Below are 25,469 nucleotides of genomic sequence, written 5' to 3' on the forward strand. Positions count from 1 at the left end.
GAAACCTGTGCCCGTTGGGCGAAGCATGGACTGAACGATGTCGGCATCGAATTTTCTGCTTGCAAACCTCGGCGCCGAGGTGGCGATCCCGCCTGATATTCGGGAACACCTCGCTCTCCATGGCGAACGCCTCGAGCATGACCGCGCTGTACCGCGCCCGGACGAGCCCGTGGCGTTGGAGCTTCGCGGCATCGACCTTTCCTTCGGTGGCGTTGTGGCGCTTCAAGGTGTCGATCTTGCCGTCCGGCATGGTGAAATCCGTGCGATCATCGGTCCGAACGGCGCTGGCAAGAGTTCGCTGATCAATGTCATTTCCGGCGTCTACCGGCCGGATCGTGGCCATGTCGCCATCGATGGAAGAGCCTATCGTCCGGTGCCGACGCAGAAGCTCGCCCGACTTGGCGTAGCACGCACATTCCAAAACCTTGCCTTGTTCAAGGGGCTGAGCGTTCTCGACAATGTTGCCGCCGGACGTGCTTACGTCGGCCGGTCGAATTTTCTGAGCCAGATCGCCGGTCTGCCGCGTGCACGCCGCGAGCAGGCCGATGCCCGCGAGCGGGCAGGACGCATCATCGATTTCCTGCATTTGACGCCCTATGCCGACCGGCTTGCCGGCACGCTGCCCTATGGCCTGCAAAAGCGGGTCGAGCTTGCGCGCGCCCTTGCCGCTGAGCCGCGCATCCTTTTGCTTGACGAGCCGATGGCCGGGATGACTGCGACAGAGAAAAACGAACTTGCCGACTATGTGCGGCTCGCGCGGGACGAATATGCGATCACCGTCGTGCTGATTGAGCACGATATCGGCGTCGTGATGGGGCTTTCTGACCGGATTGCCGTGCTCGACTACGGCCGCAAGATCGCCGACGGTACGCCGCAGGAAATTGCCAGTGATCAGCGTGTGATCGATGCCTATCTCGGCGTGCCGCCGGAAAATGAAGATGGGGAGGGCATCTGATGGCCGAGTTCGACTGGCTTTTCTTTACCGAGGTGCTGATCGGAGGCTTGCTCTCCGGAGTTATGTACTCGCTCGTCGCCATCGGTTTTGTGCTGATCTACAAGACGTCCGGTGTCTTGAACTTTTCGCAGGGCGCGCTCCTCCTGTTCGCCGCGTTGACCTTCGTCAGCCTCGTCGAGCGCGGCGTTCCCTTTGCGGCTGCCTTCGCCATTACGTTTGCCATCATGGTGGTCATCGGCATCGCGATCGAGCGCACGGTGCTTCGGCCGCTGACCAACAAGCCGCCGATCACGCTGTTCATGGCGACGCTCGGCCTGTCCTACATCATCGAGGGTGCCGCGCAGTTGCTCTGGGGTACGCAGGTTCATGGTCTCGATCTCGGCATCGAGGACATTCCCTTCGATGTCGGCGGCGTGTTCATCAGCCAGTTCGATATCTTCGCCGCTGTCGTGGCGGCCGGCATGGTAGCCGCTCTCTCGGCTTTCTTCCGCTACACCCGCATTGGCCTCGGCTTCCGCGCCGTCGCGGATGACCAGTTCGCGGCATTGGCCGTCGGCCTCAAGCTGCCATGGATATGGGCGAGCGTCTGGGCGGCGGCGGGGCTCGTGGCGCTCGTCGCGGGATTGCTCTGGGGCGCTCGACTTGGCGTGCAGTTTTCCCTGTCGCTAGTGGTGCTCAAGGCGCTACCGGTGCTGGTTCTCGGTGGCTTCGATTCCATTCTCGGAGCGATCATCGGCGGCCTGCTCATCGGCGCGTCGGAAAAGCTCGCCGAGGTCTATATCGGCGAATATTTCGGCGGCGGCATCGAGGGCTGGTTCGCCTATGTCGTAGCGCTTGCCTTCCTGCTGATCCGTCCCTCCGGCCTGTTCGGTCAGAAACTCGTGGAAAGGGTCTGATGTGTCCGCTGTCACAGCCGATTTTTCGCTCCCGTTTTCCTTGCCACGTTACGCCGGAACGGTTGCGGTGCTTGCCATCGCCTACCTCATCGTGCCCTTCGTCGGCACCAGTTATCTCTTCGAGGCGATCCTCTTGCCGTTCCTGGCGCTTAGCCTCGCCGGGGTCGGCCTCAATCTTCTCACCGGTTATGCCGGCCAAGTGTCGCTCGGTTCGGCCGCCTTCATGGCTGTCGGTGCCTTCGCAGCCTACAATTTCAATCTGCGGGTCGATGGGCTGCCGCTCCTCGTCTCGATCGTACTGGCCGGTCTTTCTGCAGCAGTTATCGGTATCGTCTTTGGCCTGCCGAGCCTTCGGCTGCGCGGCTTCTACCTCGCGGTTTCGACGTTGGCGGCACAGTTTTTCGTGCAATGGGCGCTGACGAAATTCAGTTGGTTCTCGAACGATTCCGCGTCGGGCGTGATCGATGCGCCAGTCTTGTCGCTGGCCGGAATTTCCTTCGAGGGGCCGGTCGGGCGCTATTTCTTTGCGCTGACTATCGTCGCCGTTCTTACCTTCCTCTCCTATCGTCTGGTCTCGTCGCAGACTGGCCGCAACTTCATCGCGGTGCGTGACAACGAGACCGCTGCCCGCATCATCGGCGTTCCGGTCCTGCGCACGAAACTGCTGGCCTTTGCGATCTCCTCCTTCATCATCGGGGTTGCCGGTGTGATCTGGGCCTTTGCCTATCTGCGCACGGTGGAACCGGCGGGCTTCAATCTCGACCGTTCGTTCCAAATCCTGTTCATTGTCATCATCGGCGGGCTCGCGTCGATCCGTGGTGCCTTCTTCGGGGCCGCGCTGATCGTTGTCTTCCCCCTCATCCTGTCGCGGCTCGGCGCATTTCTCTTAGGCGATGTCTTCGATTCCGGCGTGCTCGACATGACGCAGCGGATTGTCCTTGGTGCGCTCATCATTTTGTTTTTGATCCTCGAGCCTGACGGCCTGGTGTCGTTGTGGGATCGCTTGAGGTCACGCGTTACGGCCGCCATCAGGCGGGCGTGAAATCCTCGAAGCCTCGGCCCTGAAAAGCCAGGGGGCTTCCAACAAGAAAAACATTCAATTCCTGAAACCAGCACGGATGGCAGAGCGCCAGCCGACAGACGGAGTTTGTCCAAAAATGACCCTTTACACCAAGATCAAAGCGGCAGCCTTCGCCGCCGGCATCAGCCTTGCTGCAATCGCCTTTCCGGCCGTGGCCGACGAACAGCACTTTCCCCTCCAGAGCTACCGGGTCGGCCCCTATGCGGCCGGCGGCACCGGCTTCTTCGGCGGCTTCATCGATTATCTCAACCTCATCAACACCCGTGACGGTGGCGTGAACGGCGTGAAACTCACCTGGTCGGAAGCCGAAACCCAGTACGAGGTCGAGCGCGGAGTCGAGGCCTATGAACGGTTGAAGAGCAATCCCGGCATTGCCGCCTGGAACCCGCTGTCGGTCGGCATCGCCTATGCCATGATCGACCGCATCACTCAGGACAAGGTGCCGCTTATCACCATCAATCACGGCCGTACGGATTCGACCGATGGCCGCGTTTTCCCTTACGTCTTCCCGCTGCTGCTCAATCCCTACAGCGAAACTTCCGGTATCGTGAACTACATCGCATCGAAGGAAGGTGGCGTCGAAAGCCTCAAGGGCAAGAAGATCGTGGTACTCTACCACGGCTCGCCCTATGGCAAGGAAACGATCCCGATCTATGAATTGCTGGCCGAAAAGTATGGCTTCGAACTGCAGCAGATCGAAGTCCCGCATCCGGGCAACGAGCAGCAGTCGCAGTGGCTGACGATCCGCCGCGCCAAGCCGGATTATGTCGTTCTGCGCGGCTGGGGCGTCATGAACCCGGTGGCGCTGAAGACGGCGGCGAAGACCGGCTTCCCGGTCGATCATATCATCGGCAATGTCTGGTCGAACTCGGAAGAGGACGTCATCCCCGCCGGCGATGCAGCGAAGGGCTATACCGCCATCACCACCCAGGCATCGGGCGCCGAATATCCGGTCGTCAAGGAAATCGTGAAGACGGTTTACGATGCCGGCAAGGGCAACCTTGAAGACAAGAACCGCATCGGCTCCGTCTACCACAATCTGGGTATCGTCAACGGCATCCTGAACGTCGAGGCGGTGCGGATCGCCCAAGAGAAATTCGGCAAGCGCACGCTCACCGGCGACGAAGTTCGCTGGGGCTTCGAGCATCTGCAACTCGATCAGGCCCGTGTCGAAGCGCTCGGCGCCAAGGACCTCTTCCACTCGATCAATGTCACCTGGGATAACCACGAGGGCAACGGCTACGTGACGTTCCAGCAATGGGACGGCAAGAAGTGGAACGTGGTCTCCGATTGGATCGCGCCGGATTGGGCCTTGCTTCGCCCGATCATCGAAAAGTCGTCCGAGGCTTATGCGGCTGAAAAGGGCATCAAGCTTCGCACGTCCGAAGACGCGGACGCCGTGACGAACTGATGCCCTATGGCCGGGCGCGATTCCTTCTCCGTGCCCGGCCGCAAATCCTGAAATGCCTCAAGGAGTTTGTGATGACTGTGGATAACAGGCTGCTCACCGTGGAGGACCTCCATGCCACCTACAATCATGCCATCACCGCTTTGTATGGCGTCACCCTTTCGCTCGACCGAGGCGAAATCCTCGCCATTCTCGGCGCGAACGGTGCCGGCAAGACGACGACGCTGAAGGCGGTTTCGAACCTTCTTCCGGCCGAGCGCGGCCAGGTGCTCGCTGGCCAGATCCTGTTCGAAGGCCGCGATGTGACGCGCGAAGCCCCGGCGAGCCTGGTGCGACTCGGTCTGGTGCAGGTGCTCGAAGGACGCCATTGCTTCAAGACGCTGACAGTGGAGGAAAACCTGATCTCCGGCGGCCTTGGCCGTTCCGCCTCGAGCGCTGAAATCGCTGTCGATCTTGAAAAGATCTACACGCATTTCCCGCGGCTCAGGGAAAAGCGCCGGGTTCTCTCCGGCCTCACCTCGGGTGGCGAACAGCAGATGACGGCCATTGGCCGGGCGCTGATGTCGCGTCCACGGCTGCTGGTGCTCGACGAGCCGTCGATGGGGCTTGCACCGCTTGTCGTGCAGGACATTTTCCGCACGCTGAAACGCCTCAACCGGGAGGAAGGGCTGTCGATCCTTGTTGCCGAACAGAACTCGGCAGTGGCGCTTACCTATGCCGACAGAGCCGTCATCCTGGAAAACGGCGTCAGCGTACTTTCCGGCACGGCTGCCGAACTGAAGGCACGGGATGACGTCAAGGCTTTCTATCTCGGCCAGAAACCGGCGGCACCCGCCGCCGCACATATTCACTGACAACAACATCGAAGAGGAGACGTGAGATGACCATTTCGAACATTAATACGAAGGACGCCGTCGAAGGCATTCCGGCCGTGCCGCGGCCAAGCGAGCCGGCCCACATCATCGAGAGCGATGCCGAGGCGATTGAAGTCGCTAAGAAACTGGCCGCCGAAATCGCGCCGGGCGCTGCCCTTCGCGACCGTGACCGTATCTGGCCGGTGAAGGAACTCGACGCCTTTTCGCAAAGCGGTCTCTGGTCGATCAATGTGCCGAAACAGTTCGGTGGTCCGGAAGTCTCCTATGCGACACTCGCCAAGGTGATCGAGATCGTTTCCGCGGCCGATTCCTCCATCGGTCAGATCGCGCAGAACCACCTCGGCGTCGTTGCGGCGATCCGCACGGTTTCCGACGAAGTCCAGCAGAAGCTGCTGTTTGCCGAAGTTCTGCGCGGCACGCGCTTCGGCAATGCCTTTTCCGAATTCGGTTCAAAACGGGCGGTGGATTTCGAGACCAAGTTCACGGATGCCGGTGACCATGTAATCGTCAACGGTCAGAAGTTCTATTCCTCCGGTGCGCTTCTCGCCCATCTCGTGCCGATCGTAGCACTCGATGACGAAGGCCGTGCCTGGTACGCGATTGCTGAGCGGGATGCACCCGGATTGACCGTTATCGACGACTGGTCATCTTTCGGCCAGCGCACGACGCTTTCCGGCACGGTGCTCCTGAACAATGTCAAGGTACCGAAGACCCACCTCGTTCCCGGCTACAAGGGCTATGCGGAACCGACGGCGGATGGTGCGATCTTCCAGATCATCCAGGTCGCGGTCGATACGGGTATTGCGCAGGCTGCAATCGACGAGACCGTTTCCTTCGTGCGCACCAAGAGCCGCGCATGGGTGGATAGCGGTGTTGATCATGCCTGGGATGATCCCTACACGATCCAGGCGGTGGGTGACCTGACACTGCGCCTGCACGCAGCGCAGGCCCTGCTCGAAAAAGCCGGCTACGCCATCGACCGGGCCATCCTGAACCCGACCGCCGAAACGGTTGCCGAGGCGCAGATCGTTACGGCAGAGGCAAAAATCCTTTCGACCGAGATCGCCATCGCGGCCACCAACAAGCTCTTCGAACTTGCGGGCACCCGCTCCACGCTTGCGGAACATCACCTCGACCGCCATTGGCGCAACGCCCGCACACATACTCTGCACGATCCGGTGCGATGGAAATATTCAATCCTCGGCAAGTATTTCCTCAACGGCGAAAAGCCGCCGCTTCACGCCTGGAGCTGAGGTTCAAGAAGTGCGGGGCGCTCCATGGGCGCCCAGCAAATTCCGAGGCGGGTCTACTTCTTTTTAGTGGCCGTTAGCAGGAGGCATGGTGTTGATGAGCAGTTGAGCGTGACAACTTGAGCGCCAGGTTTCCTGCGGGGTTTCGGCGATGGCATGAGGCCGCGACGATAGTCTTCGCACTCAACATCATTCTTGGATTGGGCGATCTTATCGCAGGCGTGATCGACGCCCTCCGTCGCAACAAACTCCTTTTGATCATCGATAATTGCGAGCACGTCATTGCAATGACTGCGACGATTATCGAGCGGATATCTTCAGCCGCGGACCACCGAGGACGCGTTACGAGCAAATCTATTTCCTTTCCGCACTTGCTTATCCAGAGCAAACCACGGGATTCCTAACGCGCCAAGCGCTGCAGTTTGCGGCGGTGGGTGCGCTCCCCTATGTCTCATCCGCCGCTCGCGGGGCGTCGTGCTTCAGTGCGCGGAAAAATCCTCCCTGCGGTACTGTGCCACGAGATTGCGGCAGGCGCGTAGCGTCAGCCCCATCACCGTCAGCGTCGTGCCGGCAATACCACTGCCTGGGAAGGCGCTTGCGTCGGTAACGATGAGGTTCGGCGCATCCCAGAGCTGGTTGTAGGGATTGAGAACCGATGCCTCGGACGTCTCACCCATGCGGGCGCCACCCGTCTCATGAATGGCGGCCCCCATGCACATGGTCTTCTTGAACCATGTGCGGAACATGAAACGGCTGAAGGCACTGGCTTCAGGGAAGGCGCCCTTCCCCATCTCCTTCAGGCCCGTCGGGGAGCCGATGAATTCCAGATCGCCGCCGACGCCCTTGATCATCGAGATCAGCATTTCCTCCTGCCGCTTCAGAAGAGCATGTTCTTCCGCCTGCATGACGCAGCGGATATGCGGCACGGGAATGTTCCAGGCATCCTTGCGCCGCGTATCCAGCGTGATGCGGTTATCGGCATAGGGCAGCATGCGGCCGAAGCCGAAGAAGGCGAGGCGGGCATCTTCCTGATCCGACACTGGCGCACGTCCGACGCTGCCCTGATAGTCGAAATCGCCGCGGGCTGTATCGCCTTCTCCGAAACGCGGAATGAAGATGCCGCCGGAGGGATTATAGAAGGCGTCCGTCGGCGCGGATTCATCCAGCGCCCACCCTTTCGCGCCGGAGAAAGAGCCGAAAGCGAGGCACGGCAACTGGTCCATGAAATAACGGCCGAGCGCTCCGGAACTGTTTCCAAGTCCGCCCGGATGTCTCGCCGAGGCGGAATTCAGGAGGAGCCGGACACTTTCGATCGGTGACGCTGCAAGCACGACCATGGCCGCGTGGGCGGTCGAGGGCGCACCCGTGGTGCGATCAATGAATTCCGCGCCGGTTGCGCGACCGGTCGTGCCATCCGTTGTGATACGGCGTACAACGGCGTTGTACTTCACAGTCAGGTTCCCACTCGCAAGCGCCTCCTTCAGCGGCTTTGGAACGCGCGCGGCATCCGGCGCGATATAGCGCCAGGACACGACATGCCGGTCCGGCCAACGGCTTTCGACCGTTTGCTTGAACGTCTGTTCCGCCGGGGTGAGGCTCGCGGGCTTGGCATAGGCTCCATCGGGCAGGGTGGAGACATTATCCGTGTTTCCATAGAGTCCGAGATAGCTTTCGACTTCGTCATAAAGCGGTGCCATCTCCGTGTAGGAAATCGGCCAGTCGACGCCCTTACCGGTCTTCGAGTGGATCTTGAAGTCCTCGTCGGTCCAGCGCAGCAGCACGCGCCCGAAGCTGTGCAGCCGCCCGCCGCTCTGGCGGCCACGGATCCACAGGAAGGGCTCGTTCTTCGGCGTCGTATACGGGTTCTTGCGGTCGTTGACGAAGAAATGGCTGAAGCGCTCGGTGAAGAATGCTGCACGGGCCTGGATCGGCTGGCCTTTCATCGTCGCGCGAGCGCGTTCCCAGATATTGATGCTGCTCGCCGGCGGCTTCTTGCGGGACGGATCGAAATCCTTCGGCCCGACATCGGGGCCGGCCTCCAGAAGCAGCACCGACAATCCTTGTGCCGTCAGTTCCTTGACCGCAAACGAGCCCGCAGCGCCGGAGCCGATCACCAGCGCATCATAGAGTATTTCAGTCATGTCAGTCCAAATCCTGTCGTGGGGCACTGTCCGGAGAAACGCCTTCTGGACATTGCAGAAAAACACATGCGATCAGCGTTACAGGCGCGATCCGTCCGCGCCGAAGAGCGACGCCTTCGATATGTCGAGGCCGGGCGAAAGCGCGTCGCCGGGCAGCAAGGTCACATCGCCCATCAGTCGAAGCGAGAGGGTTTGTTTGGCCCAGTCGAACCAAAGCACAGCCTCCGATCCCATCGGCTCGACGACGGAAATGCGGCCGGGAATGGTCGGCAGGCCGCTTGCCGCGCCATCGAGAACCAGATGGTCCGGCCGGAAACCGAGGGTTGCTTGCCCCGACACCGGAGGTGTCTTGAAGCCATAACCGGAGAGATCGAAGCTGAGCTCATTGCTCTGGAACGTGGGCGAACCATTGGCGGTTTCGATGCGGCCCTCGATGAAGTTCATCGCCGGGGCCCCGATGAAGCCCGCCACGAAGAGGTTTGCCGGGCGATGGTAGATTTCCGAGGGAGACGCCAGCTGCTGGATCACGCCGTCGCGCATGATGGCGATGCGATCTGCCAGCGTCAGGGCTTCTACCTGATCGTGGGTCACATAGATCATCGTATTGCCGAGGCTCTGGTGCAGCTTCTTGATCTCGACACGGAGTTCGTTGCGCAGCTTTGCGTCCAGATTGGAAAGCGGTTCGTCGAACAGGAAGACATCGACCTGGCGGACCAGCGCGCGGCCAATCGCGACGCGCTGGCGCTGGCCGCCGGAAAGTTCGGCCGGGCGTCGGTCCAGCAGTTTATCGAGGTGAAGCAGGGCGGCAGTGCGGGCAACCCGCGCCTCGATTTCCGCCTTTGGCAAACCGGCGACGCGCAGCCCGAAGGAGAGGTTCTTGCGCACCGACATGCGCGGATAAAGCGCATAGGACTGGAACACCATGCCGATGCCGCGATCCTTCGGCTCTTCCCAGGTGACGTTTTTGTCGGAAATCCAGATCTCGCCTGAGGTGATGTCTTGCAGGCCGGCGATTGCGTTCAGGAGCGTGGACTTGCCGCAGCCGGAAGGGCCGAGCAGGACCAGGAATTCCTTCGGCGCGATGTCGAGTGACATCTTTTCGATGACCGTGTTGTCGCCATAGGCGATCTTCAGGTCCTTGATGGAAACAGCGGATTGCATGGCAGCATTACCCCTTGACTGCGCCGGCGGCGATGCCGCGCACGAACCAGCGGCCGGACAGGAAATAGATGGCGAGCGGAACAAGAGCGGTCAGGATCGTCGCCGCCATGTTCACGTTGTAGGTGCGCTCGCCCATGGTGGTGTTGACGATGTTGTTGAGCTGAACCGTCATCGGCAGGTTGTCGCGGCCGGCAAAGACGAGTCCGAGCAGGAAGTCGTTCCAGATGCCCGTAAACTGCAGCATAGACACAACGACGACCATCGGCACGGCGATCGGCAGCATGATTTCGAAGAAGATGCGCCAGAAGCCGGCACCATCGACGCGCGCGGCCTTACACAGCTCTTCCGGCACGCTGACGAAGTAGTTTCGGAAGAGCAGCGTCACCAGCGGCAGGCCGAAGATTACATGGACAAGGATGATCCCAGCCAGCGAGTTGTAGAGACCGACCGTCGCCATGGCCCGAACCATCGGATAGAGGAATATCTGGTAGGGGATGAGGCCGCCTGCCATCAGCAGGCCGAACAGTACGCTCGCCCCGCGCGGCCGCCAGAGCGACAGGGCATAGCCGTTGACCGCGCCGACGAAGACAGAGAGCGCGACGGACGGAATGGTGATCGCCAACGAGTTCCAGAAACCGCTGCGGATGCCGACGCAGACCGTGCCCATGCAGGCGCCGGACCAGGCCGTGGTCCAGGCCGAGAAGTCCAGCTTTGACGGCAGCGAGAAGATCTGGCCGAGGCGGATTTCGTCCATGGTTTTCAGCGAGGTGACAACCATCGTGTAGAGCGGCAGCGTGAAGAACAGCACCGCGACAAGAAGGAAAACATAAAGACCGATGCGGCCAGCGGTAATCTGCGTCGGCTTCGGGCCGTTGGGATGGAGGCGGGCCATCAGCGGGCTCCCCGGGCTTTGCTATGCATGTGCATAGCGTAGCGGAATGGAGCGACGATCATGATCACGCCCAGCACGAGAACCGTGGCGCCCGCCGTGGCAAGGCCGAGGTTCTGGCGGCCGAAGAGATTGTCCATGATGAACTTGGCCGGCACTTCCGTTGCATTGCCGGGACCGCCATTGGTCATGGCGACGACGATATCGTAGGTCTTGATGACACCCATGGCGAGCAGCATGCCGGCGGCGGCCAATGCAGGCCCGAGCTGCGGCAGGATGATCGAGACATAGATGCGCCAGACCGGGATGCCGTCGATCCTTGCCGCCTTCCACTGCTCGGCTTCGATACCACGCATGCCGGCAAGCGCAATGACCATGACGAGACCGGCACCCTGCCAGACACCGGCAAGCACCAGCGCGTAGATCGCCAAATCGCGATTCACCACCCAATCGAGCACGAAGCTCTCCCAGCCGAGGGAGCGCACACTGGCTTGAATGCCGAGCGTCGGATTGAGCATCCATTGCCAGATCAGGCCGGTCACGACGAAGGACATGGCGTAGGGGTAGAGGAAGATTGTCCGGAAGGCGCTTTCGAAGCGGATCTTGCGGTCGAGCGCTGCGGCCAGTAGAAAACCCAGAAGCAGACAGCCGCCGACATAGAGAACGCCAAAGATCAGTACGTTTTGGAGCGAGGCGAGCCACTTGGCGGAGGAAAACAGCTTCGCATACTGGGCGAAGCCAACATAAGTCGAAGATGGGAAGATTGTCGAGTTCGTGAACGACAGATTGATCGACCATGCCATGGTGCCGATGAAGACCACCACGGCAACGAGCCAAGTTGGCAGGAGCGCGAAGGTCGCGGATAGATTGGTCTTGCGTTTCATGGATATCGCCAGTTCGTTGACGGATGGACAGCAGACGTCGCGCCGCAAGGCAGCGGGACGTGGCGCCGGAACCAGTCCGGCGCCGTCTGCGTGATCTTACTCGAAGATGGCGAAGAAGTTTTCGGCGGCGGCAGCCGTGTCGTCGGAGCCGCTGTTCCAGTATTCATCGACGAAATCGTCGAGCGCGCCGACTTGCTGCGGCGTCAACACGATCGCCTGATCCGGCACGATCGCACCGGCGCTCATCAGTTCCACACCCTTCTGGGCGCAGGCGTCGAGTTTCGACTTGTCGACGTCGGAGCGGGCGGGAACAGAGCCCTTCTTCAGCGAGAATTCAACCTGAACGGCCGGGTCCATCACGACTTCGGCGAGCAGCTTCTGCGCCTTATCGGTTTCAGCATTGCCGGTTTTCGGGAAGTAGAAGGAGTCTGCGATGTAGACCATACCTGGCGATTCCGGAACGATCATGCAGCCGTAATCCTTGCCTGCTTCTTTGCCGGCGACGGTGAATTCGCCCTTGGCCCAGTCACCCATGAACTGCACGCCAGCCTTTGCGGTGATCAGCATCGCGGTCGCATCGTTCCAGTTGCGGCCGGCAGCACCGTCATCGATATAGCCGTGCAGCTTGTGAAGGATCGCCAGTGTCTTCTTGACACCCTCCACCGAGGCTTCGCTCTTGTCCTTGTCGACATAGATTTTCAGGAACCCATCAATCCCGACTTGGGACAGAAGCACCATATTGAAGACCTTGGACTGCTGCCAGGGCTGACCGCCCCAGGCGACAGGCACGAGACCGGCAGCCTTCAGTTTGTCGAGACCGGCAAAGAACTCGTCCCAGGTCTTGGGTTCCTCGGCAATGCCGGCTTTCGCGAAGGCTTCCTTTGAGTAGAACACCCAGCTTTCGCCATGGGCACCGGTCGGCACGAGGTATGTCTGGCCATCATAGGAGATGAGGTCGAGGATCGACTTGGGCAGCACATCCGCCCATTTGCCGGCCTTGGCGACATCATCGATCGAGTTGAACAGGCCCTGGCTTACGAAATCGGCAGCGGCGAGGCCGATAACGCCCTGCTTGGCGCCCGGTGGGTCACCGGCGACAACACGGTTCTGGAAGGCTGCGTCCGCGGCCCCGAAGCCGGCGATGGAAGAGTCCTTCCAGACGCCGCCACGCTTTTCGAATTCCGTCTTGATGACGTTGATTGCGGCCGCTTCACCGCCAGACGTCCACGACGACAACATTTCGATCGTCGGCTTGTCTTCGGCTTGGGCCGTGGTCAGGAAACCGGCAAATGCAACACCGGCCAGAAAAAGTTTCATCATGTTCTTCATCGTTCCACCTCTTGAAAAGCCCTCTTGGCGGGGCGTTTATCTTTTTTGGGAGTGATTGATCAGCGATAAATCGGCAGGAGCGCCTGCCGGACGAGCGTCAGCCCGTTTGCAATGTCGCGGACGGGGTTCGGCGCGGCATCGAGTTCGAGGATCGCCCAGCCTTGGTAGTGACGGTCGCGCAGCAACCGCGCCCAGGCCGGCCAATCGACCCTTCCGAGGCCAAAGCCGCAGAAATAAGGGCGATGGCGATCATGGATATGTTCGTCGATCGGGGTATCGGCCGGCATCGGGCCGATTGCATCCTTCCAATGGGCGATGATCATGCGCTCATGGTGGCGGTCGACAAGCTGCACCGGATCGGAGCCGGCAACGATGACATGCGCCGTATCCGGGCACATATGCACATAGGCCGGATCGGTCAGCATCATCATTAGATCGACATCGCGGGCGGCGGCAAAGATCGAGTGAGCTTCAGTGTGAAGGGCAAGACGGACGCCCCGCGCATAAAGGGTCGCACCAAGCCGATTGAGGAAGTCGGCGATCACCTTGGCGCGATCGAAATCATAGAATTCTACCGGCTGGGCACCGAGCGTCTGGCGCAAGGGAGCGCCGATCACCATGATGTCGCTGCCGCAGGCCTTGAGGAAATCGGCGTATTTCTCGGCCTTGGCGATGATGGCCGCCTGAGCTTCGGCCTTGGTGAAGTCGCCGGCGGCTTCAAGTTCCGCAAAGAAGCCGCTGCAGAGCGTCAGCCCTCGGCGCGACAGTTCGCCGGCGAAGGCCTCAACGGAGCCGTAGGTCTTGACCGCATCCTGCCAGTTGAACGGCGAGAAGGTCAGTTCGACGCCGGTAACGCCGGATGCCTGGACGCTGTCGAGGATCTTGTCCCAGAAGGCCCGGGGTTCGGTGCGGGCATGCTCGATGATGGCGTCATAGTCCTCGACCTCCCAGAAACCGGGATGGAAGAACGTCACGAGATCAACGCCGAAGCGGAGCTTTTCACCAGTCGTCATGGCCAACCATTCCTTGAGACATGGCACGCCGTTTGCGAAAACTGTGCTTTCGCATTCCGGAAGCCATGTGATTTCAATGCATTACGCTATGGCAATCGTTTGCCATGACTAGATAATAGACAAGCTTCTTTTTTACGCAAGCGGTTTTTGGCAAACGTTTGCTATGAATCGCAGCTTGCCTTAGAGTTGCAGCTCGAAGCGTCCGGGAAGGAAAACAAAGGTGAGTAAAAACAAGGAGATGCTCGGGGAGGAGCAGTCCGGGCCGCTAATGGCCGATGTGGCAAAACTCGCTGGCGTGGCGATTTCCACAGTCAGCCGGGCGCTGGCAAACCCAGGACGCGTGAACGAGAAAACCCGCGCCAAGATCGATGCCGCCGCCAAGCAGCTTGGCTACACGCCGAATGCCATGGCGCGAGGCCTCAGGGTCGGCAAGTCCAATATCATCATGATCGTCCTGCCGGGCTCGCTCTATTATGGCGCCTCGCAGATCGTTCCCCAGGTGCTGCAGGCCATCAACAAGTCGCTGCTTCAGAGCGGCTATACGCTGATGATTGCCAACCTTGCCCGTGACGAAGCCTCCGAGCGGCATATCCTAAACTTGGCTTTCGGCGGCACGGTCCGCGGCACGATCATCCTGGCTTCCAAGCTGCCGGAACTGGAAGGACGTTCGCTTGCCAATGCCGGCCTGCCGATCGTCTCCATGTTGCTCGATATGAGCGCATCCGGGGTACCGAGTGTCGTGACCAATGATCGCGAGGCCGTTCGGGATGCAACCGCGGACCTTATTCGCCTCGGTCATCGCCGCTTTTTCTATCTGGCAGGTCCGGAAGGCAACTACCACGACGTCGAGCGCTTCGGCGGGGTGCTGGAGGCATTTCGGGAAGGGGGGCTTCCGGAAACGGCAGTGGTTCGTTCAGGCGGCAAGCTTGACTATCAGCAAGGCTTCGAGATCGGCCTTCAGGCCGCCGACGATTTCGCGGCACTTGCCGAAAAGCCGACGGCTGTCATTGCCACCAGCGATGATATGGCAATCTCCTTCATGAGCCGGATGAAGGGTATGGGGCTCGCGGTTCCGGACGATCTTTCAATCGTCTCCTTCGATGGTTCCCCTGTCTGCGCCTTCTGTTCGCCGCCATTGTCGACGATTGAACAGCCGGCCGAGGAGATGGGCACTGCCGCAGTCGATATGCTTCTTGAAGCCATCGAGGACACCGACGCTCCATCAGCCATGCGAAGGGTTATTCCCAGTCGACTGATCGTCCGGGAAAGCATGGCTGGTCGGGTGAAATCCGATTGAATAGGTCGCAGAGTGTTCGAAGCTAGAGCCAGCCGTAAGGACTTGGAGCTCCGAAAATATTGCGGCCGCTGAGGCAAATCGAGAACAGAAAGGCCGCTCGGTCTAGCGCCTTCAAATCTCAGGCATCTGCGCGCACTTTTTTCGCGCGTGCGACGTTACCGCAATACTTAGCCTATGAATCGGCTCCTATCGGTGTCCAAATCTGGTTCTGCCGACCCTCAATCGGCCTGACAAAGCGACCCTCGAAAACACAAGCAGACGAACGCGCAAATAGCTATGGACCGACCCCGACCTTATCGCGATCCGCAACAGGTTAAACGGCGCACCAGTTAAACGCCTCGGCTATCGAACGACGGTAAAAGTTTCTGGCAAAAAACGGCTCGCCCACGTTCAACGAGCCGGTTGGCTTGACAGGCCCGCAAGTCGCGCTTCAGCATCAAATCACAGTATTCAAATGGCAGATATTGGAATCTCGGGTGCTGCCTAGATGCCAGTCGAGATAAATAGCACGGCCGGCACACCGGCAGCCGCCAAGCACAGTGCGAAAATGCACATGAGTTTTAGACGTCGCGCTCGCAGCGCTGTCCCATGATCCCATTCATACGCCATACCGGGGTCCTCCTGTTGGCAAATGAAGCACTGAATTTTTCCTCTGTCCATCGAATAGCGACTCGGGCGCGGTTTGCGTGACCGGAAGCCGAACGACCATTTTGACGCGGCCAACTGTTGGCGTGACCCAAACCGCGCGCAGCGTCATTGCGCCCTGGGGGATAGCCGAAACTTCTGCACGGATTTCAGCACGGGACTGAGGCGCCGATTCAGGCCAGGTTTACGGCCTGCGCGATCGATACGAGCCAGATGACAATTGCTGCGATCGCAATCATCCGTTCGGGCTGTTTGAGAAAGTGGCGGGTTTCCATGATCTGTGCTCCTAAGATAGGGGAACTCCAGTAGCCGAGATTGGCTTGGCGTCGCGTTACCGAGGAAACAGCAGGGGCAAATGGCAACGTCTTAAAGCAGTCGGTAGCCCGTCCACTGCGTCGGCTGGCTATTGTTGCAATAGCTTGATGCACGTTGCCCAACGCTGTCATCGGCAAGAATTGAACAGATCGGATCGATGGTGAACGCGGCAGCCGCAACGCTGATTTTCGTATTCATCAATCACTTTCTTTTTCCCGGCGATGCGTTCAAAGAAGCAGCGTAGCCTTCGTGGTATACATGCCAGGAAAGCGTCAGCCGATCGATCCACCACAGGTCCGCCCCATGAGCATTGCATTTTACGCCGATTACGTCTCAGACCTCCGGATCCTGTTGACGGAACTTGATAGTGAGCCAGAGGGTTTTCAGACGTTCGATGCCCGCCTCGAACTGGCAGTGCCGGGCGGCCTCATCGTCTACGAAACAAGGCGTCGCAAGGGGCAGACGGATAGTCTCTATTATGGCCGTTCAAGCGACAACGCCGCGAACCAGCGGATTTCTCAAGCTGCGGCTTTCTCGGCGATCGACCGTTTCCTGGCACTCGGCCAGTTCGTCGCGCTCGCAGGCGACACGGCGTTCGCGGACGAGCAGCGGCGGCCGATCGATCCTCAGTACCCACACTGCGCGGTCAATTTTTCCTATCGAAAGAAGGGGCATCCGTCGGCGCGCTCGATGCTGATGGTATTCATCGGGCTGAACGACGAGACGGATGCGCTGCGCTACGCTGAAACCATCGCTGGTCCGAACGAGCTCGTTCAAGAGCGCCCGCACCATTCGGCGCGCTTCCACGAGTGGCGATGACTTCAATTGTTTTGAGCCACGGACATCGAGGCAGGCGGTCCCGCGCCTCCGCCGTTGCTCAAGGCGATTGCAGCAAGCAACCCAAGCACCGTCAAAACCGACACAGCCAACGCGATGCCGCATACCTGCTCGATAAAGCGGAGCATCGTGGTTCCAATATAAGTTTCACTCAGGTCATTCAGACCCTCAGAAAATATACACAAGCGACTAAAATCGAAAACACACTAACAATGAGCAGCCGAAACTCTGCGTGACTTTGATGGTCCTTGCCATTCCAATCGTATTTCATTGGTCCGCTCCAGAAGAAAGACCCATCTACTAGCAGGCGACACTTGCGCCGGGCCTGCTTCGTGATTGTTGGATGGCGGACAAACTTTAACGCTGCTAAGCAGACATCTGCTCTTCCCGGAACTGGTGAAGGCTGCTGCATGGACCAACGCCAAGACTTCAGCCCTCGCCATTTGCGACGAGGGCGTAAAGTCTTGGGTTATCAAATGCGCCAGGTCCGCACCTGGCCAGAGTGGTATGCCACAATGATCTCAGATTGTGTGCAAACATGGCGGTTAGGGTTATCCGGTAGGGTTAAGGCGCCGTGGAAGGAGGGAAGGCATTCCTCGGGCGTCAGAGCCCAGCCCTCCGCGTGGACACTGCATCTTTCGCCATGCTAGAACCGCGCGCCCACAGGTATCTGTCGGAGATGATCAGGTGAGTATGGTAGTAAGGTCTAGCTTCGAATGAAGTCGCAGTGGAAAGAGACTTCGGGGGCAAGCATCGCTTCATTGATTCTCGATCGAAAAATCTCCAGAAGGCAATTGCACCTGCTGGCCCTTCTTGTCATTTGCTTCTCTATTGTCGTCGCATTTCAGGTGCGAGGTTTCCTCGATGGTCGTTCGGTGATCGACCTGTTCATTCCGGCAGTCCTCGTGGTTTCCGCAGTCGGAGGGCTTGTTCCGACGCTGGTGACTGCCGGGCTTTTGTGCGTGGTCGCCACCTTTATCGAGGCCACAAACAGTGCCGCCTATGAACCGTTATGGCCCGAGCTTGCATTGTTCATCGGGATCGCGGCAATCATCGCTTTTATGGGCGAGATTTTCAGGACGGCGCTTCTGAAGGCAAAGAGCGCCGAGGAGGCTTTGGATGTCAGGGAAGCGCATCTCAAATCGATTTTCGACACCGTCCTCGATGCGACAATCGTCAGCCAGCAGGATGGTACGATCGTTTCCTTCAATGCGGCTGCCGTCAGGCAATTCGGGTACGCCGAAAATGAAGTTATCGGCCAGAATCTGCGCATGCTGATGCCCCAGCCCTATCGCCAGCAACATGATGGTTACATGAACCGTTATCTCGTCACCGGCGAGAAGCGGATTATCGGTCTCGATCGCGTCGTCGTCGGCCAGCGCAAGGATGGATCGACCTTTCCGATGAAGCTCGCGGTCGGCGAGATGCGGTCCGGTGGCAAGCGGTTTTTCACCGGCTTCATTCGCGATCTTACCGAACGACAGGAGTCTGCGGCGCGGCTGGAGGAAATCCAAGGGGAGTTGGCACGTCTCGCCCGGCTCAATGAAATGGGAGAAATGGCTTCGACCCTGGCGCATGAGCTCAACCAGCCGCTGTCGGCGATCGCAAACTATGTGCATGGTTGCTCCCGACTGTTGCGTGACATGGATACCGATGTCGCGGTGATGATGCGGGACGCCCTGGCTCAAGCGGGAAACCAATCGTTGCGGGCCGGGCAGATCATCAAGCACCTGCGGGAATTCGTCACCAAGGGCGAGACGGACAAAGCCCCGCAGAACATTCGCCAGCTCGTCGAGGAGGCGGCCGCTCTCGCCTTGGTCGGCTCCCGCGAGAAAGGGGTGAGGACCGTCTTCGACTATCACCCGGGCGCCGACATGGTGATGGTCGATCGTATCCAGATTCAACAGGTGCTGATCAACCTGATGCGAAACGCCGTCGAGGCCATGAAGGATGCGCCTGAGAAAGATCTCGTCGTGCGCATTCAACCGGGAGAGCCGGGAGAAGTCCGGATCACCGTCGAGGATACGGGTTTTGGTATCCCGGAGGAAATCTCGGCGCAGTTGTTCAAGCCATTCACTACGACGAAACCCGGAGGAATGGGCATCGGACTGTCGATATCGAAACGAATCGTCGAAGCCCATGGCGGAACCATGACCGTGTCGCACACGGCGCGCGGCGGCGCGTGCTTCCAGTTCACCCTGCCGGCCCACGAAGAAAGAGAAGACCATGTCGAAGGATGATTTTACCGTTCACATCGTCGATGACGAGGACGCTGTGCGGAAATCGCTCGCCTTCATGCTGACCATCAACGGATTTGCCGTGCGGGTACACGAATCCGCCACGACCTTCGCCCAGTTTGCGCCCGGTGCGCGCCATGCCGTTCTGGTTACGGATCTGCGCATGCCCGACATGACGGGTGTGGACCTGATACGGATTCTGTCCAAGCTTCCGAACAGGATTCCATCGCTGGTTGTAACGGGACACGGCGATGTGCCGATGGCCGTGGAAGCCATGAAAGCCGGTGCCATCGATTTCATCGAGAAGCCGTTCGAAGATACCGTCATCATCGAAGCCATCCGGCGGGCCGCCGAGCAGTTGCACGACAAGACCGTCATGACCGATTCCGTGGCGGATGTGCGCGACAGGCTGGCAACGCTCAGTGACCGTGAACGGCAGGTTCTGTCCGCCGTTGTCGCCGGCTTGCCGAACAAGTCGATTGCCTATGATCTCGACATCAGCCCGCGCACGGTCGAGGTGCATCGCTCGAATGTCATGGCGAAAATGAAGGCGAAGAGTCTTCCCGAACTCGTGCGCATGGTCCTTGCAGCGGGCTTTACCTCGCCAGCGTGATTCTTCGAGACGCAATTGATCGAGAACAAGGCGGCGCTAACGTTCGCAGGTTATCTGATCGTCTGCCGCACGCGTTCCGGCTGCGGATAACGGACAATAAAATTGCAAACGCCTCAGCCCATCGTCGCGATCGCCAGTGATGACGCCTTGCTGCGTTCATTGGCGTTTGCGCTGGGCGTCGAGGGATATGCCGTTCAACCCTGCGGGTCCTGGCAGGCGGCGCGCGACCTGATCCCCCGGTCGGCATGCGTGATCGTCGATGTCGATATCTGCCGCAAGGAGGTGGAGGCCAGAAAAGCGCTGCTGGAGCCGGAAAATCGTATCGTTATGCTCACCGACGGCATGCCGCAACCGGACGTCGCCGCCACCATCCGCCTGATCCCCAAGCCGCTGGATGGGAGCGATATCGTCGCGGGCGTCAGGCACTTCGATCGGGCACGTACGTAAAAACCCGTAGTGGTACAACCGAATTTCCCGGATTGAAGCGCAAGGCCATAGTCGCTCCACGGTCAACGGGGAAACGACAATGTTCACAAGCGCACGCAACCTCACCCAGCCCAGCACCCCCGCAGCGTTACGCCCGCTTGCCGGCTCCTACCCGCCCTGTGTCGGACAGATCGCGCTGTTTGCTCCCGACGCCGAGATTTTCGCGCAAGGGGAGAGGGCGGGGTTCCTGTATCGGGTCGAATTCGGTGCTATTCGCGTCTACAGGCTGCACGCAGACGGCCGCCGCCAGATCGTGGCATTCCATCTTGCCGGCGAAACATTCGGCCTGGAGGCCGGCGGGACGCACAGTTTCTTCGCCGAGACGACGGTTCATACCGGCCTGTCGAAGGTCTCGCTCGCCGGCGAAATGGTGCCGCAGGAACTGATGGCGCTCGCGCTTCGCAGCATGTTGCATGCGCGCGAACATTTGCTCGTTGTCGGTCGCCAGAGCGCCCTCGAAAGGATCGGGGCGTTCCTGGTGGATATTGCCGTACGCCTGGGTGATGTCGACACGATCGATCTGCAGATGACCCGGCTCGATATCGGCGATTATCTGGGTCTGACCATCGAGACGGTCTCCCGCAGTTTCTCCAGGCTTCGAGATGAAGGCATTGTCAAGTTTCATGGTGTGAAGACGATTGAGATCGTGCAGCCGGAGCGGCTTGCCCTGCTGTGCGGCTAAGTTTTCGCCTTTGGAAAGGCTGTACTGTTTCGGTTGTTTGATCCCCGTCAAAGACCCCGGCACCGCTTGAGCGCATCTTGTGACGCGTAATAAGCGTGAAGGGAATGCGACGATGGATGATCTCAGCTTGCGGGTACGGGTGCTCGAAATTCTGGAACGCCTGCCCCTCATCACGCCGTCCGACATCGGCGTCGCCGTGCATCAGGGCGTGGTGGTACTGACCGGCCATGTGAGCGAGGCCAGTCACAAGGGTATTATCGAGTTCGCGATCCTGAACCTTCCGAACGTCCGGGGATTGGCCCAGAAGATCCGCGTCTTCGCCGACCTGGAATTCCTCGATACCGATGAGGAGATCGCGCGGCGGATGCTGAGGATGATCGAGTGGAACCTCTCGATGAAGGGACGCGACGTTCGTGTCCGTGTCGAGGACCGCTGGATCACGCTGACCGGCCATGTCGGCTGCAGCGACGATTTCGAAAGAGCGGAACAGGTGGCCCGGATGGTTCGCGGATGCGCGGGCCTCCACAATCACCTGGTGGTCTCGTCCTCAAGGCGGGCGGATGCGGACCCTCTCGAGAGCGTCGCCTGATCGCGGGCATAGCCTTGGCGCACCGGCGCAACCCGCGACCAAATGAAGCTGCCCGGCAGGCAGGATGCTGGCCTAAAATTGATCTGGATCAAATCGCCGGAAACAGGCTCTCGCCTATACCTGTCCCATCAGCCGCGAACGGCATGCCAGGATGGACTTGCGATGAATGACAGATGTGAGGTGCGTATATCCGATGTCCCGGTTCTCTGCGCCGCCTGTCAGGCACGGCAACGCGGTGTTTGCGCAGCACTCGACGCGGAACAGTTGAGTACCCTTTCCCGGTCTTCGACAAAGAAGCGGCTGGACATGGGCTCCGAACTGATCGGCGATGCGACGACGGTCGAAGGCTATGCCAATATTCTGTCGGGCGTGGTCAAGCTCGTGAAAGGACTGCCCGACGGGCGCGAGCAGATCGTGGGCCTGCAGTTTGCTCCCGATTTCCTCGGACGGCCGTTTCAGGCGGAGAGCACCGTGACGGCACAGGCCGCGACCAACGTGGTTCTCTGTTCCTTCCCCAGGCGTTCAGTTGATGCGTTGATCAACCAGTCGCCACAACTCAAGCAGGGTCTTTTGCAACAGGCCTTGCGCGAACTCGATGGTGCTCGCGACTGGATGTTGACGCTGGGGCGAAAGAACGCACTCGAAAAAGTTTCGAGCTACCTGCTTCTGATCGCCAGTTCTGTTGAATCAGCGGCGAAACCACAGGGTCAGGCAGTCGAATTCGACTTGCCGATGACGCGGCAGGAAATCGCCGATTTCCTCGGCCTCACCATCGAGACGGTCAGCCGTCAACTGACCCGCTTGCGGATCGACGGCGTCATACGGATCGTGCAAGCGCGCCACATTGTCGTGGACAACCCCGCGCGTCTGAAGATCTGTTCGGGGGCGTGAATGCGCTGTAGCTGACGAGGGGAGCGACATGTTCTCTTTCAAAAGCCACGTGGCGGCGAAGGCTGTCGAAGAAGCCGCGCAACATGAAGCCGACCGTTTCTGGCTGCCGGACCATGCCGCCATGCCCGATGTCCAGCAGGATGCCGGTCAGATCAGCCGCGAAGCATGCATCCGAAATATGTTCGCCGCGCAACCTGTCTGTAGACAGAGCTCGACCGCTCCCCGCGACCGCCTTCTCGTAAGCGGGAAAGACCACGGTCTCCTCATAGTCATGCGCCAGCCGCAACGTCGGCAGAAGTGTTGCCGCGACCTGCAGGCATGTCATGTGATCGACATTGGCGGGAAGACAGTCGGCGATGGTTTCGAGTTCCGCGCAGATCGCGATCTTCCTGTCGTGGATCCGCATCATCGCTTCGGCCACGCCGAGCCGCCCCAGCGCCTCGCTCGACAGGCAGCTGGATTCACATGGCCCTAGACAGGCGGTCGCGTCGTTCTGGTTGATCCACATGCTTCTCGCTCCTGATCCCTGGACATACAGACTGCTCCTGCGCGAATGCGAAATCCTTGACCTAAATCAAGGCAGTCCCGGTTCGGATGGAGGAAATCTCCGGCTATCCAAAAGTCGGGGAATTTCTCATGAGGCATGCAACGTCCATCATCAGTCTGGGGATATCCAGCTTCCTCGCAATTCTTGCCGCGGCCTTTGCGCATGACAAGGCGTTTGCAAGCCATATGTGGGTCCTCGCTGCCGTACTGGTCATTTCCGTGATCGTTCTGCTGCGGCGGGAAAACTTCCAGCCTGCAGCCGCGGTCGATCCGTCCGCCTATATGGACGGACCGATTCGCTACGGCGCCATCGCCACCATGTTCTGGGCGGTTGTCGGCCTGCTCGTCGGTGTCATCGTCGCCTTGCAGCTGACCTATCCCGCACTCAACATAGAGCCCTGGTTCAATTTCGGGCGCATGCGTCCGCTGCACACATCCGGTGTCATCTTTGCTTTCTGCGGCAATGCGCTGATCGCAACCTCCTTCTACGTCGTCCAGCGAACCTCGCGTGCGCGGCTGTTCGGCGGTGATCTGGCGTGGTTCGTCTTCTGGGGATACCAGCTCTTCATCGTCATGGCGGCGACGGGCTATCTGCTGGGCATCACCGAGGCACGCGAATATGCCGAGCCGGAATGGTATGTCGACCTCTGGCTGACTGTTGTCTGGGTTGCCTATCTCGTCGTCTTTCTCGGCACGATCATCAAGCGCAAGGAACCGCACATCTATGTGGCGAACTGGTTCTACCTGGCGTTCATCGTCACCGTCGCCATGCTGCATATCGTCAACAATCTGAGCCTGCCGGTCTCGTTTCTCGGCTCGAAGAGCTATTCGGCCTTCTCCGGCGTTCAGGACGCGCTGACGCAATGGTGGTATGGTCATAACGCTGTCGGTTTCTTCCTGACGGCTGGCTTCCTCGGCATGATGTATTATTTCGTTCCCAAGCAGGCCAATCGTCCGGTCTATTCCTATCGCCTGTCGATTATCCACTTCTGGGCGCTGATCTTCCTCTACATCTGGGCCGGCCCGCATCACCTTCACTTCACGGCGCTGCCCGACTGGGCGCAGACGCTCGGCATGGTGTTCTCGATCATGCTGTGGATGCCTTCCTGGGGTGGCATGATCAACGGCCTGATGACGCTGTCCGGCGCATGGGACAAGCTGCGCACCGACCCGATCATCCGCATGATGGTGGCCGCCATTGCCTTCTACGGCATGTCGACCTTCGAAGGTCCGATGATGTCGATCAAGACGGTGAACTCCCTGTCGCACTACACGGACTGGACCATCGGTCACGTTCACTCGGGCGCTCTCGGCTGGAACGGCCTGATCGCTTTCGCAGCGCTCTATTACATGGTGCCGAAGCTCTGGGTACGGGAACGCCTTTATTCGCTGCGCATGGTCAGCTGGCACCTGTGGCTGGCGACCCTCGGGATCGTCGTCTACGCCGCCGTCATGTGGGTTTCCGGCATTCAGCAGGGCCTGATGTGGCGCGAGCATGATGAGCAGGGCTTCCTCATCTACTCGTTTGTCGAAAGCGTCGCGGCCCTCCATCCCTATTACCTGATCCGCGCACTGGGTGGGGTCCTGTATCTGTCGGGAGCGCTTCTGATGGCCTTCAACATCACCATGACCATCCTTGGATATCAACGCGACGAAGCTCCGAGCGGCGGAACGCTTCCCTACCCACAGCCGGCCGAATAGGAGCGCCCCATGGCCATTATGGATAAACACGCGATCATCGAGCGCAACGCGACCCTTCTGCTGATCGGCTCGCTGCTCGTGGTCACCATCGGCGGCATCGTCGAAATCGCCCCTCTCTTCTACCTGCAGAACACGATCGAGAAGGTCGAAGGGATGCGTCCCTACACGCCGCTCGAGCTCGCGGGACGCAACATCTATGTCCGCGAGGGCTGCTACGTCTGTCACAGCCAGATGATCCGGCCGTTCCGCGACGAGGTCGAGCGTTACGGTCATTACAGCTTGGCGGCGGAATCGATGTACGATCATCCGTTCCAGTGGGGCTCCAAGCGAACCGGACCGGATCTCGCACGCGTTGGCGACCGGTATTCCAACGAGTGGCACGCGCAACATCTCGTGGATCCACAGTCCGTGGTGCCGGAATCCATCATGCCGAGCTACGCCTTCCTGAAATCGACGCCGCTTCAGATCAACGACCTGTCGGCGCATCTGTCCGCCAATGTGGGTGTCGGCGTTCCCTACTCGAAGGAGATGATCGATGCCGCGGTCGAGGATGCGAAGACGCAGGCTACGCCGGATGCCGATACGTCGGCCTTCGAGGCCCGTTACCCCAAGGCAAAGACCGGCGATTTCGACGGGGATCCCAAGGCCATCACCGAGATGGATGCGCTGATCGCCTATCTGCAGATGCTGGGCACGCTGGTGGACTTCAAGACCTATGACGAGACCGGCGGCGACCGCTGAGGAGAGA

24 protein-coding genes are annotated in these 25,469 nt (G+C 59.7%); 16 read left to right on the forward strand and 8 right to left on the reverse strand.

Annotated elements, in window-relative coordinates; genetic code table 11:
- Positions 1-37 precede the first annotated feature (37 nt).
- The 6 genes from ASG68_RS25575 (at position 38) to ASG68_RS25600 (ending at position 6,468) form a co-directional block, all read left to right on the forward strand.
- Entirely contained in the window at positions 38-955 is a 918-nt protein-coding gene (locus ASG68_RS25575) for an ABC transporter ATP-binding protein (RefSeq protein ID WP_082478605.1), read from the forward strand.
- Positions 955-1,851 carry a branched-chain amino acid ABC transporter permease gene (locus ASG68_RS25580; RefSeq protein WP_062584209.1) on the forward strand — a complete coding sequence of 299 codons (897 nt, stop codon included), beginning with the start codon at positions 955-957 and terminating at the stop codon, positions 1,849-1,851. The genes ASG68_RS25575 and ASG68_RS25580 overlap by 1 nt, the downstream gene beginning before the upstream one ends.
- 1 nt (position 1,852) lies before the next feature.
- Positions 1,853-2,893 carry a branched-chain amino acid ABC transporter permease gene (locus ASG68_RS25585; protein ID WP_062584211.1) on the forward strand — a complete coding sequence of 347 codons (1,041 nt, stop codon included), beginning with the start codon at positions 1,853-1,855 and terminating at the stop codon, positions 2,891-2,893.
- Between the two features lie 115 nt (positions 2,894-3,008).
- The gene (locus tag ASG68_RS25590; protein WP_062584212.1) at positions 3,009-4,343 is read left to right on the forward strand and encodes an ABC transporter substrate-binding protein; all 1,335 of its coding nucleotides are present in this window, start codon (positions 3,009-3,011) and stop codon (positions 4,341-4,343) included.
- 71 nt (positions 4,344-4,414) lie between these two features.
- A complete protein-coding gene (locus tag ASG68_RS25595; RefSeq protein WP_062584535.1) occupies positions 4,415-5,194 on the forward strand; it encodes an ABC transporter ATP-binding protein in 780 nt (259 codons plus the stop codon).
- A gap of 26 nt (positions 5,195-5,220) precedes the next feature.
- Positions 5,221-6,468: an SfnB family sulfur acquisition oxidoreductase gene (locus ASG68_RS25600; RefSeq protein ID WP_062584214.1), complete on the forward strand. Its 1,248-nt coding sequence runs from the start codon at positions 5,221-5,223 to the stop codon at positions 6,466-6,468.
- A 476-nt stretch (positions 6,469-6,944) separates the two neighbouring features.
- Here ASG68_RS25600 and ASG68_RS25610 read toward each other — a convergent pair whose 3' ends face one another.
- The 6 genes from ASG68_RS25610 to ASG68_RS25635 form a co-directional block, all read right to left on the reverse strand.
- Entirely contained in the window at positions 6,945-8,606 is a 1,662-nt protein-coding gene (locus ASG68_RS25610) for a GMC oxidoreductase (RefSeq protein WP_062584218.1), read from the reverse strand.
- A gap of 78 nt (positions 8,607-8,684) precedes the next feature.
- Positions 8,685-9,767, reverse strand: coding sequence for an ABC transporter ATP-binding protein (locus tag ASG68_RS25615; protein WP_062584219.1), 1,083 nt, complete (start codon positions 9,765-9,767; stop codon positions 8,685-8,687).
- A gap of 7 nt (positions 9,768-9,774) precedes the next feature.
- Positions 9,775-10,659, reverse strand: a complete 885-nt coding sequence (locus ASG68_RS25620; RefSeq protein ID WP_062584221.1) for a carbohydrate ABC transporter permease — start codon at positions 10,657-10,659, stop codon at positions 9,775-9,777.
- A complete protein-coding gene (locus ASG68_RS25625) occupies positions 10,659-11,546 on the reverse strand; it encodes a carbohydrate ABC transporter permease (RefSeq protein WP_062584537.1) in 888 nt (295 codons plus the stop codon). The genes ASG68_RS25620 and ASG68_RS25625 overlap by 1 nt, the downstream gene beginning before the upstream one ends.
- Positions 11,547-11,636: 90 nt before the next feature.
- Positions 11,637-12,869 (reverse strand): ABC transporter substrate-binding protein, encoded by a 1,233-nt coding sequence (locus tag ASG68_RS25630; RefSeq protein WP_062584223.1) that lies wholly within the window; start codon positions 12,867-12,869, stop codon positions 11,637-11,639.
- A 59-nt stretch (positions 12,870-12,928) separates the two neighbouring features.
- The gene (locus ASG68_RS25635) at positions 12,929-13,882 is read right to left on the reverse strand and encodes a sugar phosphate isomerase/epimerase family protein (protein WP_062584225.1); all 954 of its coding nucleotides are present in this window, start codon (positions 13,880-13,882) and stop codon (positions 12,929-12,931) included.
- 220 nt (positions 13,883-14,102) lie between these two features.
- On the opposite strand from ASG68_RS25635, the gene ASG68_RS25640 reads away from it, so the two are divergent.
- Complete coding sequence (locus tag ASG68_RS25640) at positions 14,103-15,179, forward strand: LacI family DNA-binding transcriptional regulator (protein WP_062584227.1); 1,077 nt, start codon at positions 14,103-14,105, stop codon at positions 15,177-15,179.
- A 1,011-nt stretch (positions 15,180-16,190) separates the two neighbouring features.
- On the opposite strand, the gene ASG68_RS31645 is transcribed toward ASG68_RS25640, so the two are convergent.
- Positions 16,191-16,337 (reverse strand): hypothetical protein, encoded by a 147-nt coding sequence (locus ASG68_RS31645; protein WP_156373974.1) that lies wholly within the window; start codon positions 16,335-16,337, stop codon positions 16,191-16,193.
- A 105-nt stretch (positions 16,338-16,442) separates the two neighbouring features.
- Here ASG68_RS31645 and ASG68_RS25645 point away from each other — a divergent pair, with 105 nt between their 5' ends.
- The 7 genes from ASG68_RS25645 to ASG68_RS25675 all read left to right on the forward strand — a co-directional run bounded on the left by ASG68_RS25645 (position 16,443) and on the right by ASG68_RS25675 (position 22,474).
- The gene (locus ASG68_RS25645; protein WP_062584229.1) at positions 16,443-16,958 is read left to right on the forward strand and encodes a hypothetical protein; all 516 of its coding nucleotides are present in this window, start codon (positions 16,443-16,445) and stop codon (positions 16,956-16,958) included.
- Positions 16,959-17,692: 734 nt separating this feature from the next.
- On the forward strand, positions 17,693-19,216 hold the full coding sequence (locus tag ASG68_RS25650; protein ID WP_062610253.1) for a PAS domain-containing sensor histidine kinase: 1,524 nt from the start codon (positions 17,693-17,695) through the stop codon (positions 19,214-19,216).
- Entirely contained in the window at positions 19,203-19,826 is a 624-nt protein-coding gene (gene fixJ, locus ASG68_RS25655; RefSeq protein WP_062584233.1) for a response regulator FixJ, read from the forward strand. Before ASG68_RS25650 ends, fixJ begins: the two co-directional genes overlap by 14 nt.
- Before the next feature lie 102 nt (positions 19,827-19,928).
- Positions 19,929-20,273, forward strand: coding sequence for a hypothetical protein (locus ASG68_RS25660; protein ID WP_062584236.1), 345 nt, complete (start codon positions 19,929-19,931; stop codon positions 20,271-20,273).
- A 79-nt stretch (positions 20,274-20,352) separates the two neighbouring features.
- Positions 20,353-20,994, forward strand: a complete 642-nt coding sequence (locus ASG68_RS25665) for a helix-turn-helix domain-containing protein (protein ID WP_062584238.1) — start codon at positions 20,353-20,355, stop codon at positions 20,992-20,994.
- Positions 20,995-21,106: 112 nt separating this feature from the next.
- Complete coding sequence (locus ASG68_RS25670; protein WP_062584240.1) at positions 21,107-21,583, forward strand: BON domain-containing protein; 477 nt, start codon at positions 21,107-21,109, stop codon at positions 21,581-21,583.
- A 306-nt stretch (positions 21,584-21,889) separates the two neighbouring features.
- A complete protein-coding gene (locus tag ASG68_RS25675) occupies positions 21,890-22,474 on the forward strand; it encodes a Crp/Fnr family transcriptional regulator (RefSeq protein ID WP_320416530.1) in 585 nt (194 codons plus the stop codon).
- Here ASG68_RS25675 and ASG68_RS30940 read toward each other — a convergent pair.
- Positions 22,401-22,982 carry a hemerythrin domain-containing protein gene (locus ASG68_RS30940; protein WP_244484330.1) on the reverse strand — a complete coding sequence of 194 codons (582 nt, stop codon included), beginning with the start codon at positions 22,980-22,982 and terminating at the stop codon, positions 22,401-22,403. The genes ASG68_RS25675 and ASG68_RS30940 overlap by 74 nt on opposite strands.
- Positions 22,983-23,110: 128 nt before the next feature.
- On the opposite strand from ASG68_RS30940, the gene ccoN reads away from it, so the two are divergent.
- Both ccoN and ccoO read left to right on the forward strand, forming a co-directional pair.
- Positions 23,111-24,721, forward strand: a complete 1,611-nt coding sequence (gene ccoN / locus ASG68_RS25685; RefSeq protein ID WP_062584542.1) for a cytochrome-c oxidase, cbb3-type subunit I — start codon at positions 23,111-23,113, stop codon at positions 24,719-24,721.
- 9 nt (positions 24,722-24,730) lie between these two features.
- Positions 24,731-25,462: a cytochrome-c oxidase, cbb3-type subunit II gene (gene ccoO / locus ASG68_RS25690; protein ID WP_062584244.1), complete on the forward strand. Its 732-nt coding sequence runs from the start codon at positions 24,731-24,733 to the stop codon at positions 25,460-25,462.
- Positions 25,463-25,469: the final 7 nt, after the last annotated feature.

The sequence above is a fragment of the Rhizobium sp. Leaf453 genome, from assembly GCF_001425605.1.
Taxonomy (GTDB): domain Bacteria; phylum Pseudomonadota; class Alphaproteobacteria; order Rhizobiales; family Rhizobiaceae; genus Pararhizobium.